Annotated in this window: 25 protein-coding genes, 1 other RNA gene and 2 pseudogenes; 26 read left to right on the forward strand and 2 right to left on the reverse strand. The window is 40.2% G+C overall.

Annotation, left to right across the window (positions count from 1 at the left end):
- The first annotated feature begins 67 nt into the window (after positions 1-67).
- Positions 68-1,107 (forward strand): annotated as a pseudogene (gene arsB / locus AAFX60_018570) (ACR3 family arsenite efflux transporter).
- A gap of 71 nt (positions 1,108-1,178) precedes the next feature.
- Here the strand turns inward: arsB and AAFX60_018575 are convergent.
- Positions 1,179-1,424 (reverse strand): annotated as a pseudogene (locus tag AAFX60_018575) (methyl-accepting chemotaxis protein).
- Between the two features lie 260 nt (positions 1,425-1,684).
- Positions 1,685-2,368, reverse strand: coding sequence for a helix-turn-helix transcriptional regulator (locus AAFX60_018580; GenBank protein ID XDF79168.1), 684 nt, complete (start codon positions 2,366-2,368; stop codon positions 1,685-1,687).
- 187 nt (positions 2,369-2,555) lie between these two features.
- On the opposite strand from AAFX60_018580, the gene AAFX60_018585 reads away from it, so the two are divergent.
- The 25 genes from AAFX60_018585 (at position 2,556) to AAFX60_018705 (ending at position 13,602) form a co-directional block, all read left to right on the forward strand.
- Positions 2,556-2,780, forward strand: coding sequence for a helix-turn-helix domain-containing protein (locus AAFX60_018585; protein XDF80161.1), 225 nt, complete (start codon positions 2,556-2,558; stop codon positions 2,778-2,780).
- A gap of 8 nt (positions 2,781-2,788) precedes the next feature.
- On the forward strand, positions 2,789-4,780 hold the full coding sequence (locus tag AAFX60_018590; GenBank protein ID XDF79169.1) for a transposase domain-containing protein: 1,992 nt from the start codon (positions 2,789-2,791) through the stop codon (positions 4,778-4,780).
- A 25-nt stretch (positions 4,781-4,805) separates the two neighbouring features.
- A complete protein-coding gene (locus AAFX60_018595) occupies positions 4,806-5,753 on the forward strand; it encodes an AAA family ATPase (GenBank protein XDF79170.1) in 948 nt (315 codons plus the stop codon).
- Positions 5,754-5,764: 11 nt separating this feature from the next.
- On the forward strand, positions 5,765-5,989 hold the full coding sequence (locus tag AAFX60_018600; protein ID XDF79171.1) for a hypothetical protein: 225 nt from the start codon (positions 5,765-5,767) through the stop codon (positions 5,987-5,989).
- 11 nt (positions 5,990-6,000) lie between these two features.
- The gene (locus AAFX60_018605; protein XDF79172.1) at positions 6,001-6,315 is read left to right on the forward strand and encodes a hypothetical protein; all 315 of its coding nucleotides are present in this window, start codon (positions 6,001-6,003) and stop codon (positions 6,313-6,315) included.
- 12 nt (positions 6,316-6,327) lie between these two features.
- Complete coding sequence (locus AAFX60_018610) at positions 6,328-6,534, forward strand: hypothetical protein (GenBank protein ID XDF79173.1); 207 nt, start codon at positions 6,328-6,330, stop codon at positions 6,532-6,534.
- A 3-nt stretch (positions 6,535-6,537) separates the two neighbouring features.
- A complete protein-coding gene (locus AAFX60_018615) occupies positions 6,538-7,155 on the forward strand; it encodes a DUF3164 family protein (protein ID XDF79174.1) in 618 nt (205 codons plus the stop codon).
- 198 nt (positions 7,156-7,353) lie between these two features.
- Complete coding sequence (locus AAFX60_018620; protein ID XDF79175.1) at positions 7,354-7,620, forward strand: ANR family transcriptional regulator; 267 nt, start codon at positions 7,354-7,356, stop codon at positions 7,618-7,620.
- Positions 7,613-7,843: a hypothetical protein gene (locus tag AAFX60_018625; GenBank protein ID XDF79176.1), complete on the forward strand. Its 231-nt coding sequence runs from the start codon at positions 7,613-7,615 to the stop codon at positions 7,841-7,843. The genes AAFX60_018620 and AAFX60_018625 overlap by 8 nt, the downstream gene beginning before the upstream one ends.
- The gene (locus AAFX60_018630) at positions 7,827-8,003 is read left to right on the forward strand and encodes a hypothetical protein (GenBank protein ID XDF79177.1); all 177 of its coding nucleotides are present in this window, start codon (positions 7,827-7,829) and stop codon (positions 8,001-8,003) included. Before AAFX60_018625 ends, AAFX60_018630 begins: the two co-directional genes overlap by 17 nt.
- Complete coding sequence (locus AAFX60_018635) at positions 7,996-8,448, forward strand: hypothetical protein (GenBank protein ID XDF79178.1); 453 nt, start codon at positions 7,996-7,998, stop codon at positions 8,446-8,448. Before AAFX60_018630 ends, AAFX60_018635 begins: the two co-directional genes overlap by 8 nt.
- Positions 8,448-8,882, forward strand: a complete 435-nt coding sequence (locus tag AAFX60_018640) for a hypothetical protein (GenBank protein ID XDF79179.1) — start codon at positions 8,448-8,450, stop codon at positions 8,880-8,882. The genes AAFX60_018635 and AAFX60_018640 overlap by 1 nt, the downstream gene beginning before the upstream one ends.
- 100 nt (positions 8,883-8,982) lie before the next feature.
- Positions 8,983-9,055: hammerhead ribozyme type II (locus tag AAFX60_018645), an RNA gene on the forward strand.
- Between the two features lie 16 nt (positions 9,056-9,071).
- Positions 9,072-9,314 carry a hypothetical protein gene (locus AAFX60_018650; protein ID XDF79180.1) on the forward strand — a complete coding sequence of 81 codons (243 nt, stop codon included), beginning with the start codon at positions 9,072-9,074 and terminating at the stop codon, positions 9,312-9,314.
- 9 nt (positions 9,315-9,323) lie between these two features.
- On the forward strand, positions 9,324-9,884 hold the full coding sequence (locus AAFX60_018655) for a regulatory protein GemA (protein XDF79181.1): 561 nt from the start codon (positions 9,324-9,326) through the stop codon (positions 9,882-9,884).
- A complete protein-coding gene (locus tag AAFX60_018660) occupies positions 9,885-10,079 on the forward strand; it encodes a hypothetical protein (GenBank protein XDF79182.1) in 195 nt (64 codons plus the stop codon).
- A gap of 2 nt (positions 10,080-10,081) precedes the next feature.
- Positions 10,082-10,522 carry a helix-turn-helix transcriptional regulator gene (locus AAFX60_018665; protein XDF79183.1) on the forward strand — a complete coding sequence of 147 codons (441 nt, stop codon included), beginning with the start codon at positions 10,082-10,084 and terminating at the stop codon, positions 10,520-10,522.
- A 79-nt stretch (positions 10,523-10,601) separates the two neighbouring features.
- Entirely contained in the window at positions 10,602-11,018 is a 417-nt protein-coding gene (locus tag AAFX60_018670; GenBank protein XDF79184.1) for a Mor transcription activator family protein, read from the forward strand.
- A gap of 10 nt (positions 11,019-11,028) precedes the next feature.
- Entirely contained in the window at positions 11,029-11,490 is a 462-nt protein-coding gene (locus AAFX60_018675) for a hypothetical protein (protein ID XDF79185.1), read from the forward strand.
- An 86-nt stretch (positions 11,491-11,576) separates the two neighbouring features.
- A complete protein-coding gene (locus AAFX60_018680) occupies positions 11,577-11,999 on the forward strand; it encodes a DUF5675 family protein (GenBank protein XDF79186.1) in 423 nt (140 codons plus the stop codon).
- Positions 12,000-12,001: 2 nt separating this feature from the next.
- On the forward strand, positions 12,002-12,268 hold the full coding sequence (locus tag AAFX60_018685; protein ID XDF79187.1) for a hypothetical protein: 267 nt from the start codon (positions 12,002-12,004) through the stop codon (positions 12,266-12,268).
- A complete protein-coding gene (locus tag AAFX60_018690) occupies positions 12,253-12,792 on the forward strand; it encodes a hypothetical protein (GenBank protein ID XDF79188.1) in 540 nt (179 codons plus the stop codon). Before AAFX60_018685 ends, AAFX60_018690 begins: the two co-directional genes overlap by 16 nt.
- Positions 12,789-13,004, forward strand: coding sequence for a TraR/DksA C4-type zinc finger protein (locus tag AAFX60_018695; GenBank protein XDF79189.1), 216 nt, complete (start codon positions 12,789-12,791; stop codon positions 13,002-13,004). Before AAFX60_018690 ends, AAFX60_018695 begins: the two co-directional genes overlap by 4 nt.
- Positions 13,005-13,304, forward strand: a complete 300-nt coding sequence (locus AAFX60_018700; GenBank protein XDF79190.1) for a DUF2730 family protein — start codon at positions 13,005-13,007, stop codon at positions 13,302-13,304.
- 7 nt (positions 13,305-13,311) lie between these two features.
- Entirely contained in the window at positions 13,312-13,602 is a 291-nt protein-coding gene (locus AAFX60_018705; protein ID XDF79191.1) for an ArsR family transcriptional regulator, read from the forward strand.
- Positions 13,603-13,609: the final 7 nt, after the last annotated feature.

The following is a 13,609-nucleotide window of genomic DNA, read 5'->3' on the forward strand; positions in this document are numbered from 1 at the left end:
TGGCGTATTTTTTGATATTCTCAATCGCAATTCGACGATGTACGATTCAATAAAATAAGGAACCACCATGCAACCTAAACTTAGCTTCTTAGATAGATATCTTACACTCTGGATTTTCCTAGCCATGGCCATTGGTGTATTGCTTGGAGTTCAGTTTCCACAAATTGCTGAATGGAATGAATCCATGTCAGTTGGTAGTACCAATATTCCCTAGCTATTGGTTTAATACTTATGATGTATCCACCATTAGCTAAAGTGAATTACAACCTACTTGGTACCGTTGTAAAAGATAAACAAGCCGTTACTCTTTCTCTTATCATGAACTGGATTGTTGGTCCTATTCTAATGTTTGCTCTTGCCTTAATCTTTTTAGGCGATCATCCAGGTTATATGGTTGGGATCATTCTGATTGGTTTGGCTCGTTGTATTGCAATGGTATTAGTTTGGAACGATATTGGTGGTGGTAATAAAGAGTATGGTGCAGCCTTAGTAGCTATTAACTCAGCATTCCAAATTGTAACTTATAGCTTTATGGCGTGGTTATTTATCAGTGTTTTACCTCCTGTATTCGGTTACGAAAGCATGGTTGTAGACATTTCTATGATGGACATCGCCCACAGTGTTTTAATTTATTTAGGTATTCCATTTTTAGCTGGTTTTTTAAGTCGTAAAATCTTGGTTTCAGCAAAAGGGGAAGAATGGTACAACACTGTTTTCATCCCGAAAATTTCACCAATTACACTTATCGCATTACTTGGTACTATCGTTCTAATGTTTAGTTTAAAAGGTGAAATGATCCTTGAACTACCAATGGATGTAGTACGTATTGCGATTCCATTGACTATTTACTTTGTTTTAATGTTTTTCTCTAGCTTCTTTATTGGTAAAAAGATGGGGATCCCTTATGACAAGAATGCTTCAATTGCTTTTACTGCGACAGGTAATAACTTTGAATTAGCCATTGCCGTTTCAATCGCTGTATTTGGTTTAAACTCAGACCAAGCATTTGCTGGTGTTATTGGCCCTCTTATCGAAGTACCAGTACTTATTGCATTAGTAAACGTTGCATTAAGAATGAAAGATAAGAAAACAGAAAAAGCGGCTTAAATATATCCTTTAATCAAAAATAGCCTTTAGCTTTCACTAAAGGCTATTTTTTTATCGTCTCATAAAGATAATCAATTCATCTTAAAGAAATCGAGTTCGGTTTTTTGTGCTACCGCTAATTTCGATAACTCATCCGCAGCTTGCTGAGTTTGATTAATCGCTGATACATTTTGTGTAACCAAATCAAATGTTCTTGTCGTATTTTTAGCGATATCTTCCGTTACACTAAATTGCTCTTGTGAAGCTGTTGCGACTAACGTGTTGATATCGGAAATCGATTGAACTGAGCTGACAATATCATTAAATGATGTTTTCACTGTATAGACTCTATTAATATGAACAATTAAAGAAGATATAGGGATTTGGCGAGAATTTAAGGGATTAGGTGGGATTAAAACCTCATGAAACCATATAGAATAAGGGCTGACGGTTTTTTTAAAATCGCAGCCCTTAATGGTATTTATGGATTGAGCAAAAATTTGCAAAATGAGCAATTTCTCTAAGATGGTAAAAATACGCTAATAAATTGAGCACTATCAAGATGGGTAGAATTAGTGTTTAAACTGAATTTAAACTTTTAAACATCTTTCGAAATGTGTACAACTTGACCTATTACCTCAAACTGGTTTTGTTCTTCTTTAGTTATATCTATTACACTATATAGTTGGTTATCGCTAATTAATCTCCACGCACTTGGCATGCTCTGATACCTTTTTACAAAAACCTCATCACCGTGTCTAAAAATATAAAGATGCCCATCCTTAAGAGTGTTTTTATTCATATTGACGACAATAGTATCATTGTTATGTATTGTTGGCTCCATACTGTCACCTTTTACCCATACAACTGTTAAATCACTATCTTTAAATCCTCTATATTTCAGCCACTTACGACGAAAAGCTAAGTATCTTGTTGGTGTAATATTGTCTTCATTGATAACTCCATTTCCTGCCGAAACTTGGACGTTATAACCTGGAATTAAAGCAAAATCATTAAGAAAGTTTGTATTATCAAGGTTGTCATTATCTTCTATATAACCCGTACAAAGCCATTCAAAAGAAACATTTGCTGCTTCAGCAATAATTATCAATTTATCTAATGATGGATAAGTTGTTCCAGATAAATATTTTCTTAAACCAGACTCTGAGTGCCCGCACTTTTGTGCGAATTCGCGCACAGAAATATCACCTATAGATTCCCTAAGCCTCTCAGGAAAGCGCATTATTGTGTTTTTATCAAAAAAGTGTTTCGCCTTTTTCATTAGTAAATCGCTCTTTTGTTGTTAACCTATTGTTTTTTAACTAAATGGTCGCACGCAAGTAAAGTTACGCACAACAACACAAAAAAGCGCAAAACTATTGACATGCGCACTTTTGTGATCAATCATGTGTTACACAAGAGCGCAGCATATTAGTGTAGCGCGTTAGTGTTTAGCGGAGAATATCATGATGAGTGACTTAGATCGAGATTGGCATGTGGCAGACATAAGAGCTGCAATAGCAAAAACAGATATAAATTTTGAACAATTAGCAAAAGAAAATGGAATTGCGGGAGCGACACTTAGAAATGCTCTGAGATTTAAATATCCAAAAGCAGAACGAATCATTGCAGAACGCATAGGTGTTTCACCAGAAGAAATCTGGCCATCTCGTTATATTAATAAATGTGCATAGGTGGGCTTATGTGGGTAACCGTAAAAGAATGTCTTGGTGTCGGCGGAATGCCAACTGATGCTAGTAATGTCAGAAAGCGTTTAAATGATTTATCAAATGAAAACACAAGACGTAAAAGGAAAGGAACTAAATCATTTGAGTATGACACAAGAATTTTATCTCCAGTAATTATCACCGCCCTGATGAAAAAACAGGGAAAAGTAAACGTCGGTGGACAAGAAATCGTACTACCGAAACCAAAAGAAAAAACCTCTTATTGCAGTGAAGCACTTTGGGCTCGTTGGAATAAAGCAGGTGCAAAAGCGCAAGACAAAGCAAAGAAAACGCTTAAAGCCGTTCAGGCCGTACAGCAGTTAGTGAACCACCAGGTTCCAAAAATGGACGCTTATCAATCTGTTTCTGACGAGTTCGGAATTCCAGTGGCAAGCCTTCGTAGATATTGCGCACAAGTAAAACGAATAGACATTGCTGATTGGGCTCCTGCTCTTCTACCGAAACATAAAGAAGCAGCGCAACTAGCAAGAAAGAAACACTTTGCAGAGATAGACGACCAAGCATGGGACTTTATCAAAGCTGATTATCTATCAAACGAAGAGCCAACCCTCACCGTTTGTTATGAAAGATTAAAAGATGCAGCGTCACACAACGGATGGAAAATCCCAAGTTACGACAGCATTAGAAGAAGAATGGCGTTTGAAGTTCCTGTAGAGCAGCGCGTCATGTTACGCAAAGGTGAGCACGCATTATTAATGATGTACCCACCGCAAGAACGCAGCGTCGCAGACTTGTACGCAATGCAATGGATAAACGGAGATGGTTACCAACACAACGTCTTTGTTAAATGGTTTAACGGCGAAATCCTAAGACCAAAAACATGGTTCTGGCAAGACATATACAGTCGCAAGATCATCGGATGGCGAACCGACATAAGCGAAAACACAGACAGCATTCGATTATCAATGATGGATGTGTTCGACAAGTTCGGAATACCAAAAGAAATAACGATCGATAACACCAGAGCAGCAGCAAACAAATGGATGACGGGCGGAGTACCAAACCGATACCGATTCAAAGTAAAAGAAGATGACCCACTAGGCATCATCCCAATGATGGGAATAAAGCTGCACTGGTCAAGCGTCATATTAGGAAAAGGTCATGGTCAAGCCAAGCCGATAGAACGAGCGTTTGGTGTTGGTGGTTTAGATGAATACATCGACAAACACCCATTAAACAGAGGTGCTTATACAGGCCCTAACCCAATGGCAAAACCAGACAACTACGGCAGCACCGCGATAGACGCAGAAGTGTTTCTTCAGTCGGTAGCGAAAGGAGTAGAAATGTTCAACGCAAAAGAGAACCGAAGTTCGGAAGCGTGCCAAGGTTTCATGAGTTACAACCAAGCATTTAATGCCAGTTACGAAAGCTCAGCAATACGCAAAGCAACACCAGAGCAATTGCAACTAATGATGCTGCAAGCAGAAGCAACAAGAGTATCGCAGCACGGAACAATTACCTTGTCAGCGGGGGGAAGTTTACAAGGTCGTAAGAACCGTTATCACCATGAAACGCTGACCAACTTTATAGGACAAAAACTAGTAGCAAGATTCGACCCACTAGCGCTGCATGAATCAGTAGAAATCTACACCCTTCAAGGTGTTCGAATTTGTACCGCAGCATGTTTAGACAAAGTAGGTTTTGGCGATACGCAAGCAGCAAGAGAGCATACACGCAAGCGTACACAATTTGGAAAAGCAAACAAGATAGCCGCAAAAGCGCAGCATGAAATGACCGCACTTGAAGCAGCAGCATTAATGAAACCTTTGGAAGAAGAAGTAGTACCAGAGACGAAAATAGTAGAACCATTTAGACCAGTTTCAATCGGCAGTAATGCAGTGAAAGCACAGCCGAAATATGAAGAAGATGCGGAAGAAGAATATGAGGAAAATTTCGCAGCAAGTATAGCTAAATGGCGTAGCACTAAAAATTCAAACAGCATTTAAACATTAGGTAAATGGAGTATAAAAAATGACAAACGTAACAGCGATTTCACAAGCGCAAGAATCAAAAAGTGTAGACACACTAATGCGCATTCGCACCATCTTAGATAGCAAAGAAGTCAGTGCTTCACAGCTTGCAAAAGAGATGAGTGTTTCTCCTGCAACTATTAGCCAAATTTTGAAAGGAAGCTACAAAGCAGACACCACAAAAATCATTGAAAAAATGGCGAAATGGCTAACGCTTCGTGAGCAAAAAAACAACGCGCCAATCACTAACCCAGGCTTTGTTATGACAACCACAGCAAAGCAAATTATCAACGACATGACGTATGCACAAATCAGTGAATCTATCGTCGTTATCTATGGTGCTTCAGGGGTTGGTAAATCAGAAGCAATTCGTGAATACAAACGTACCAACAACAACGTTTGGCACATTACAGCTAGCCCTAGTCGCTCAAGTTTAACCGAGTGTCTTTATGAACTAGCAATGGAACTAGGAATGGACGACGCACCACGTCGTAAAGGGTCACTTTCTCGCGTTATCCGAAACCGACTACAAGGCTCTGAAGGTTTAGTTGTGATCGACGAAGCAGATCACCTAGATTACCCAACACTAGAAGAGCTTCGCATCATGCAAGAAGAGACAGGAATAGGAATGGTTCTTGTCGGTAACAACAAAGTGTATACGCAGCTAACTGGCGGCCGTCGTAACGAAGACTTTGCACGCTTGTTTTCACGCATTGCAAAGAAACGTGGCATCCACAAAACAAAACAAGCTGATGTAAAAGCCATTGCTGAAGCATGGGGAATTCATCAAGAAGCTGAGCGTAAAACAATGATCAACATTAGTGAGCGACCAGGTGGTTTGCGACTGCTAAGTAAGACACTAAAACTGGCCGCAATGTTTGCCAATGGTTCAACCATTACCGACAAAACATTACGTGCCGCTTTCCAAGAATTAGAAACGAACGAGTAAGGAATAAAACGATGACATTTAAAGCAATGGTTCGCTGTGATGCGGAAGGATGTTGTGAGGAGTCGGAACTTGAATGTTTTGACCCTGCGGATGCAGAAGATGCGATTTTTGAATTATCAGATTGGTTCACCGCAGCTGGAAAACATTATTGCCCTGCTCATGCAGAAGCCGCAAAACAAAAATGGGAAGAAGAAAATCCAAGAAGAAATGGCATTTACCAAACCATGGTTGGATAAGGAAGAAACCAATGACACCGATGAATGAAAAGCGTCGCGCAGCCAAGAACGTCATTGAGCTGCTAGAGCGAAAAGGAATGGATGTTCATACCATCAACCTAAATTTTAATCGCCCAGTAATCACCATCTCAAACCCAAGCGGCGAGCTGATGATGCAAAGTTCATTGATTAAAAGTACGCACCAAAACGAGCAGAAATTAATAAGAAGCTCCAGATACAAAGGATGCATTGTCAACTGGAAAACAGACGAAACCAAAGAAGCAATGTTCCAATTCGCACTAACGTTGAAAGACATTTTTATTAAGCCAACACCGATTTTAAATTAAGAGAGAAACATCATGAAAAATGCAACCGTAATTAGTAAGAAAGTTTATATGAGCGTTTTAGACCAACAAAAAGAAACGCTTGAGAAGAAATTGGAAAACGCTCAAGCCGATTTGAACGCGCTACTAAAAGCAATCTCAGAACTAGAAAAAGAAGACTTTAATGAAGTTAAAGTTACTGACGAAAACGGCTCTTACACTTTTTCAATCATCAAGGAATAAGACATGAAAACTTCAATCTATCCACCGCAAGGCTACCGTAACAACGCACTAGGTCACCTAGTACCAGAAACGCAAATCAAAGAAATCGACAAGCTGCGTGATGATGTCGTTAACAGCATCGTAGAAAAAGCATTAAAAGTTCAAGCAACCGTTTCAGAGTTTAAGCAATCAGCAATGTCAGAAGTGGCTGATTTCGTAGACCTAAGCGCAGAAGAATACGGCGTTAATTACGGTGGAACAAAAGGAAACGTAACCCTACTTTCTTTTGATGGCCTGTACAAAGTTCAACGCTCAGTTGGCGAGCATCGTGTTTTTGATGAGCGCATCCAAGCAGCCAAAGCAAAAATCGATGAATGCATCATGCGCTGGTCAGAAGGGTCAAGCGACCAAATCAAATCACTAGTTGATCATGCGTTCCGCGTAAGCAAGCAAGGACACATCGACGTAAACCAAGTACTTAGTCTTCGTCAGTTAAATATTGATGATGCAGATTGGATAGAAGCAATGGAAGCTATCGCAGATTCAATCCAAGTGACAGGAACCTGTGCATATCTAAGAGTGTATAAACGCGATTTAAACGGTAAGTACAACCAAATCTCATTAGATGTAAGCAAGCTATAGCGAGGTGTAAATGCTCATCCAAACCCGATACGGAAAAATCAGGGTTTCTTACCACGCAATAGAGCGTTGGAAAGAGCGAACAGGACGCAGTGAGCAGCAACTAAAAACGGCGGTGGAAACATCCCACCGCCCAACCAAACGCCAACTGCGAATAATCATGAAGCGCGAGCAAGGCTTTAAACCAAAACGAATACTCGAATGCCAGCACGCCTACTTCATTATCAAAAACCACAACATCGTCACGGTGTACCAAAAAGAAAGGCAATGGATATGAAAAAAGAAACATGCACCTACAAACATCACGCAAACATGGCAGCTCGCGCAGAGCGTCAAGGTTTATACGGAATAGCAAAAGACGCATGGTGGCAAGCGTCGCTAAGCACCTCAAGCGAAAACCTAAGATGGTCAATTGCTCGTGCTGAGTTTTGTGACTCACGCTTCGCAAGAGGAGAACAACATGGGTAACGAACTGCAACGCTCATTCACCACCGCTCACTCATACAGTGCCATAGAGCGAGAAATAGAAATGGCACAAGTGCTGATAGATGAAGAAGGAACCGCTTTTCCAGACAGCAGCTTTGAAGAAGGTTACATCGCAGCAATGCAGTTCATCCTAACCAGACAAGGCTCAAACGTAAGAGAAGAATACGAAGCGTTAATGGATGAGCAAGATGGCCTCAAAGAGTAGCAAAGAATTAATCGCCTACATTCAAACGTTCAACAGATGCAACAAAGAAGAAGCAGAACAGTGGGCAGATAAACATTGTGGCGATTGGAGAAATACCCCACTACCAAAAGCCAAAACCATAATCAAAAAAGTAACAGATAAGGAAGATGAAGATGAGTAAATCAATAAGTAAAGAAATGTGGAAAAAGCTAGAAGAAGAAATGTCATGTGGTTGGGTTGCGATAACGTTCTCTTATAAAGGTCATGAAATATCAGTAAATCGTGTAAGAGAGTCAGAATCTAAAACCTGTCTTCAAGTTTACATCGACGGTTTTATTAAAGGTGAATGGATACAGTTTGATGGTGGATTTCATTTCAGTAAAAACGCACCAAAGATTCTTGATGAAGTATGGCGCAGAAAAAGCAAATCAAAATACTCACCATCGCGTAAAAAAGAACTTCAAGAAATATACGGTAAACGAAGATTTAAACAACGTTTCCCAGATGCAGACGATAAGTATTTTTTCTATGTGCCTGATTTTTCTAAAGCATCCGTTCTCTGTCGTCAGTACAAAAAATTAGAAGGCATCGAGCTAGTAAAAGCCGATTGCATGGGAGACGAATAATGAAACTAACACGCTGCCCATGCTGCCATGCCAACATTCATTTAGATGCTCTGATTCAAGATGATGCAGGAAGAGAACTACTGGCAACCATGGCAACACTACCCGATTTTGTAGCGCGACCATTGCTTAACTACCTTGGTTTATTTCGCCCAGCAAAATCCGATTTATCAAACACCAGAGCATTACGATTACTCAAAGAAGTGGTTGATGAATACATAGCAGATCATGTTCTTGCTTCGGCCCTAGTTGAGTGCGTTAACAAACTAAGAGAAAAGCGATTGCAGTTTAATGATTCAAAACCATTAGCCAATCACAACTACTTAAAACAGGTTTACCAAACCGTAGCGGTAAAAAACAACGTAAGCCCAGAGAGACGCAAGAACAACAAAGAGCCAGAGACCCAGTGCAACAAGACAACAGCGCATGGTACATAGAGCAAGCCGAAAAGATGATCAAGCATGGTCTAGACCCATTAGGTCCACAAAGCGCCATAGCCAAAAAGCTAAAAGAAATGAATTGGAGTCCAAAACAATAAAGCGAAACAACTAAGGTTCGCGCCTTAGTTGTCTGCCTAGAGTGGTTTCTAGGTACTGATGAGCAGCCACAAGCTAAAGGAGGGTTTTATGTTTGGCGAATACACACCATTGATGAAACCGGGAATATTAAAACGCAGACTCGCAAATGGTAAATCAAGAATAGATACGCTGTTAGGGTTAGAAAAGTACTGTCCCAATTGCCAAGAATACTGGCCTCAAGACACATTATTCTGGAGCCTACGCAGTTGTAATCAACATGATGGATTACAAACTTGGTGCAAAGCGTGCCAGAGCGAAAGCAAAACCAAATCAAGAGCGAGTCATGCATAAGGAGGATTTATGTCTAACAACCTCAAGCTAGTTCAAATCGCAAAGCGAGACTTGAACATGGACGACGATATTTACCGAGATTTATTAGAGCGCATTACAGGCCAAAGAAGCTGCAAAGGGTTAAGTGATTTCGCACTATCAAAAGTCGTCACCGAAATGAAGCGCAAAGGCTTTAAGCCAAAGCAAAGTAAAAAAATCAAGTTGTCACCGCCAAGTTCTGACAAAGTAAGAGCATCAGAAACGTTAAAAATCAGAGCAATATGGATAACCATGTATAAGCATGGCTTTGTAAGAAACCGCTCAGAAACAGCATTAGATGCTTACGTAAAGCGAATGACAAATAACAGCAATGGCAAAGGCGTAGCAAAAGCCGCATGGTTAAACAGCACCCAAGCCTACAACGTATTAGAAGCACTAAAGAAATGGCATTACCGCCTAATGGCAGAATCCATTATTAAACAAGGTGGACGCATTCCACTAAACAACGATTTAACATGCCCAGCAGGTTACGACTTGTTGAAAGAACATTTTGAAGATGGTTATTTGCAGAATAAAGAATCGGTGAGATAGATGAAAAAAGTATTAGTAACGAAAGAATGGCGAGAACGAGCAATGAAAGCTATTGAATCAGAAAATTCTTGCGTCGCATTCATTGAAGGTCTTCGTTTTTTTATTGCTACCAAGTTAACACCAGAGCAGCAAAATGAATTAGAAATAGAAATTCAAAGTTGGATGGATGCATTTAATATGGAAAAGGAAAGATAGATATGGCGCATTGGACTAGGAAGCGTTCAAGCAAATGGACGGAAATTTATAAAGAATTTAGCTATCACTATGATACTGCTTATGAGTTGGGATGGATGGTAGCAGAGTCAAAATCTGGAATGCCAAACCCATACGATCCACAAAATACTGATTACGATGATTTCAATGAAGGAAGGTATGATTACAGACAAAAAAACAAACTGGAAACAGGAATGAATGATAATTTACACGTGACGCCGCTTGGTAAAATTCTTCGAACTATTCGAATTAAAGAGTGTTTAACGTTGAGAGATATGGCGGTATCTATCGGAATTGGTTCTGCCCATCTTTCTTCAATTGAGTACGGAAAGAGAATAGATTCTAATGTTGTAGAGAAAATTAAAACTGTATACAAGTTAAATTCTACTCAGATTTCAGCACTAAACAACCAGTCAGTAAACTAAAAACCATCCCACCACTCAACACCTCAAGGTAAAATAAAACCACCCAATCAAACGGGTGGTTTTTTATTTGGAGGTAATCATGAAACCCACAACCCAAAGTGCAGAGCACAATCAAGACCTGTTTGGATTTACAGAAGTCACAGCAGAAGATATCGACAACATGGTCGATGAAGAAGAGAAAGTAAGATGGCCAGAAGACATGCGCCAAATGTACGACTTACTCGCAACCGATTTAGAAAAAGCAGGCATAGACAAATCACTTGCCATTACTCAGTTAAATTCTATTTGCAAAACCTTTGGTGGAATGCAATTCTACCTACCACGCGGCGAAGCACTCAGTAACATGATCTTAAAGTTTAGCGTCTGGAACGATTTTAAAGGCGACAACGTTAGAGAACTAACCCGAAAATACGACATGAGCGAAAACCATGTTTATCGAATAGTAAAGATGATGCGAGCAAGAGAAATAAAACGCCGTCAACCTAGTTTGTTTTAAGGATAGAATAATGAAATATTTATTAATCGCTATGTCGGTACTTGCTTTTTCAATGCCATCTTTAGCTAAAGAACTACCAAATGTAGATTTAATGGTAAGTAGGATTAATGACAGTGGGTTTACTAAATCCAATGAATGGAAAGGTATCGGAGATAGCAAAAGTCAATCAGTAAAAAATGGGGTTATTTTTGTTAGTAAAAATAATGTATCATCTATGATGACAATTGCTGGAGAAAGTGAAGCTGAGATAATGCTTTCTTATTCTTTTGCTAATCTTCATTGTGTTACCACTTCATTGTCTGCTATAAACATGCTTCAAAATGAAACGCTAAAAAAGTCAATGATGGAGAGCTTCACATCTGCGCTTGGTGCTTATGAAAATAAAACAAGCACACTAGTATGGGGCTACTATTTTAAAACCAAATTAACAAAAACAAAGCTAGGATTAATAGCTTCTTGCTCACTTGAGTAACATCACCGAAGGTTAATTTATCCCACCTCCAAACATAAAGCACAATCTATAAAAATTAACTTCCGTTGATGTTTATAGGTTGTGCAATGAAAACACTAACTCTCCACCGAAATTATTTCCAACATGGCACGTTCTCCATTCTTTGCGATGAGAACGGCAACCCAATACTAAAAACCGTCGAGCGTGAATGGGCTAATAACACGCCTAATATATCGTGCATTCCTGAAGGTGTTTATGATGTAACACCGCACGATTCACCACGCTTTGGTAAATGTTTAGCACTATCAGCACCATCACTTGGTGTCACTATTTACGGTCCATCACTTCGTACACACTGTCTAATCCATGCCGCAAACAAACCATCACAGCTTCAAGGTTGTATTGCACCAGGTCTAGATTTTGGTGTGGTTGATAACGAGTGGGCAGTATTAAGCTCTCGTGATGCACTTCTTGAGTTGATGAAATACATCGACCACAAGCCTGCAAAACTAATTATTCGCAAGGCATAACCATGGGCGCGAATTGGGAATACTCAAAAACCAAAGGGCGTGAAATGCGCTTAGAAGCAGAGTTACGCTTTGCTACCACTGGTGAGCCAGTCCCAACGGCACCCCCTTTATTCAGTCACGATGCCACCATGCAAAGCCTATTTTCAAAAGCATGGAACCGTGTCACCCCTGTTGATATTCGAGTCCATTGTCAAAAGGATGTGCCAATACAACCCAAAGGGGATCGATTATCAAAACTTAGGAGTTTACGAAAATGTCACTTTCATTAATGGCATCCGTCGCTTCACTAGCGGTAAAGCTAGGGCCAACGGTAATACGTGGTGTGTCCAGTTTATTTGGTGGCTCAGACACCGCAGACAAAGTAGCAAACATTGTTGAAGTAGCCGACAAGCTAACCGACCAATCAGATAAAGAAAATCTGATTATGAAAGAGCTTGGAAACCTACCACCAGAATCCCTTGCTCAACTTGAAGAGTTAAAAATAGCGCTTGAAAAAGAAAACACGCGCCGTTTAGAAATTGCAGCACAAGATGCACAAGCCGAGCACGAACAAGCGCAAGCCACAATCAGAAACGGTGATGTATCTGGTGACCCTGTTGTTCGACGCTCTCGACCACGTATTGCCTTTTGGAGTTTTATTGCTACTGCTATTTACGTTATCTCAATGTCAGTCGCCAATGCTTACTCACATGGAACAGGTCCAGACATGGCCGTAGCAGGTTTATTAATGTCTCCTTGCGTGGCTTACCTTGGTTTGCGTCACCGTGAAAAAACAGTAGGAACTGCATCATGACAGACCAATTTGATAGAGCTCAAGAAAATGACGAACGCTTTCAAAGCAATAGCCTAAAGCGCCATCAAGAAAATCGAATTACAGAAACACCGGATGAAGATGAGCACGGCCGATATTGTTTAACGTGTGGCAATCTCATTTCGCAAGAACGCCTTAATGCAAACCCTAGTGCAGTGCGTTGTGTTCCTTGTCAATCAAAACAGGAATCGTAAATGGAAGTACTCAAATCATGGTGGCCGATGATTTGGGCGTTGGTTCTAACGCTCGTTCAAATCATCCAAATTCTTTTAGCCAAAACTTACGCTCGACGTGAGGAACTAGAAAAGGTGAACAAGAACGTGGCAGATTTAACCGAGCAAATAAAGCATCTACCTTCTCATCAAGATGTGCAAAATCTAAGGCTAGAGCTTTCAGAAACTCGCGGAGAGCTGCGAGAGCTAAAAGCGGAAATAAAACCAATCAACCATTTGGCACAATTGCTATTAGAGCAACAGCTAAAACAAGATAAATGAGGTTCAAATGAGCTTTAAAGAACTTTTAAAACAAGACCAACACTTGGTCATTTTGCGATCATTGCTTGAAATGCCATCTTACGAAGCAAACGAATCTATTCTTGATTCATGCTTAGATTGTTACGGCCACAATGTAAGCCGTGATACGGTTCGCACTCGTATCAGTTGGTTAGAAGAGCAAGAGTTAGTGACCACTCGTGAGTTAGCAGGTTGCATGATTGCTAAGTTAACTAGCCGTGGTGAAGATGTGGCAACAGGTCAAGCCGTTGTCCCTGGCGTAAAACGCCCACGAGCATAGGAGCAAC

The sequence above is a fragment of the Aliivibrio fischeri genome, assembly GCA_038993745.2.
GTDB lineage: Bacteria > Pseudomonadota > Gammaproteobacteria > Enterobacterales > Vibrionaceae > Aliivibrio > Aliivibrio fischeri_B.

Coding starts and splice junctions, on each gene's coding strand:
- AAFX60_018640 (XDF79179.1), top strand. CDS start 8,448: ATGAAACTAACACGCTGCCCATGCTGCCATGCCAACATTCATTTAGAT.
- AAFX60_018625 (XDF79176.1), top strand. CDS start 7,613: ATGGGTAACGAACTGCAACGCTCATTCACCACCGCTCACTCATACAGT.
- AAFX60_018695 (XDF79189.1), top strand. CDS start 12,789: ATGACAGACCAATTTGATAGAGCTCAAGAAAATGACGAACGCTTTCAA.
- AAFX60_018665 (XDF79183.1), top strand. CDS start 10,082: ATGGCGCATTGGACTAGGAAGCGTTCAAGCAAATGGACGGAAATTTAT.
- AAFX60_018580 (XDF79168.1), bottom strand. CDS start 2,368: ATGAAAAAGGCGAAACACTTTTTTGATAAAAACACAATAATGCGCTTT.
- AAFX60_018705 (XDF79191.1), top strand. CDS start 13,312: ATGAGCTTTAAAGAACTTTTAAAACAAGACCAACACTTGGTCATTTTG.
- AAFX60_018620 (XDF79175.1), top strand. CDS start 7,354: ATGCCAGCACGCCTACTTCATTATCAAAAACCACAACATCGTCACGGT.
- AAFX60_018690 (XDF79188.1), top strand. CDS start 12,253: ATGTCACTTTCATTAATGGCATCCGTCGCTTCACTAGCGGTAAAGCTA.
- AAFX60_018680 (XDF79186.1), top strand. CDS start 11,577: ATGAAAACACTAACTCTCCACCGAAATTATTTCCAACATGGCACGTTC.
- AAFX60_018670 (XDF79184.1), top strand. CDS start 10,602: ATGAAACCCACAACCCAAAGTGCAGAGCACAATCAAGACCTGTTTGGA.
- AAFX60_018630 (XDF79177.1), top strand. CDS start 7,827: ATGGCCTCAAAGAGTAGCAAAGAATTAATCGCCTACATTCAAACGTTC.
- AAFX60_018655 (XDF79181.1), top strand. CDS start 9,324: ATGTCTAACAACCTCAAGCTAGTTCAAATCGCAAAGCGAGACTTGAAC.
- AAFX60_018585 (XDF80161.1), top strand. CDS start 2,556: ATGAGTGACTTAGATCGAGATTGGCATGTGGCAGACATAAGAGCTGCA.
- AAFX60_018635 (XDF79178.1), top strand. CDS start 7,996: ATGAGTAAATCAATAAGTAAAGAAATGTGGAAAAAGCTAGAAGAAGAA.
- AAFX60_018605 (XDF79172.1), top strand. CDS start 6,001: ATGACACCGATGAATGAAAAGCGTCGCGCAGCCAAGAACGTCATTGAG.
- AAFX60_018700 (XDF79190.1), top strand. CDS start 13,005: ATGGAAGTACTCAAATCATGGTGGCCGATGATTTGGGCGTTGGTTCTA.
- AAFX60_018615 (XDF79174.1), top strand. CDS start 6,538: ATGAAAACTTCAATCTATCCACCGCAAGGCTACCGTAACAACGCACTA.
- AAFX60_018590 (XDF79169.1), top strand. CDS start 2,789: ATGTGGGTAACCGTAAAAGAATGTCTTGGTGTCGGCGGAATGCCAACT.
- AAFX60_018595 (XDF79170.1), top strand. CDS start 4,806: ATGACAAACGTAACAGCGATTTCACAAGCGCAAGAATCAAAAAGTGTA.
- AAFX60_018685 (XDF79187.1), top strand. CDS start 12,002: ATGGGCGCGAATTGGGAATACTCAAAAACCAAAGGGCGTGAAATGCGC.
- AAFX60_018675 (XDF79185.1), top strand. CDS start 11,029: ATGAAATATTTATTAATCGCTATGTCGGTACTTGCTTTTTCAATGCCA.
- AAFX60_018610 (XDF79173.1), top strand. CDS start 6,328: ATGAAAAATGCAACCGTAATTAGTAAGAAAGTTTATATGAGCGTTTTA.
- AAFX60_018660 (XDF79182.1), top strand. CDS start 9,885: ATGAAAAAAGTATTAGTAACGAAAGAATGGCGAGAACGAGCAATGAAA.
- AAFX60_018650 (XDF79180.1), top strand. CDS start 9,072: ATGTTTGGCGAATACACACCATTGATGAAACCGGGAATATTAAAACGC.
- AAFX60_018600 (XDF79171.1), top strand. CDS start 5,765: ATGACATTTAAAGCAATGGTTCGCTGTGATGCGGAAGGATGTTGTGAG.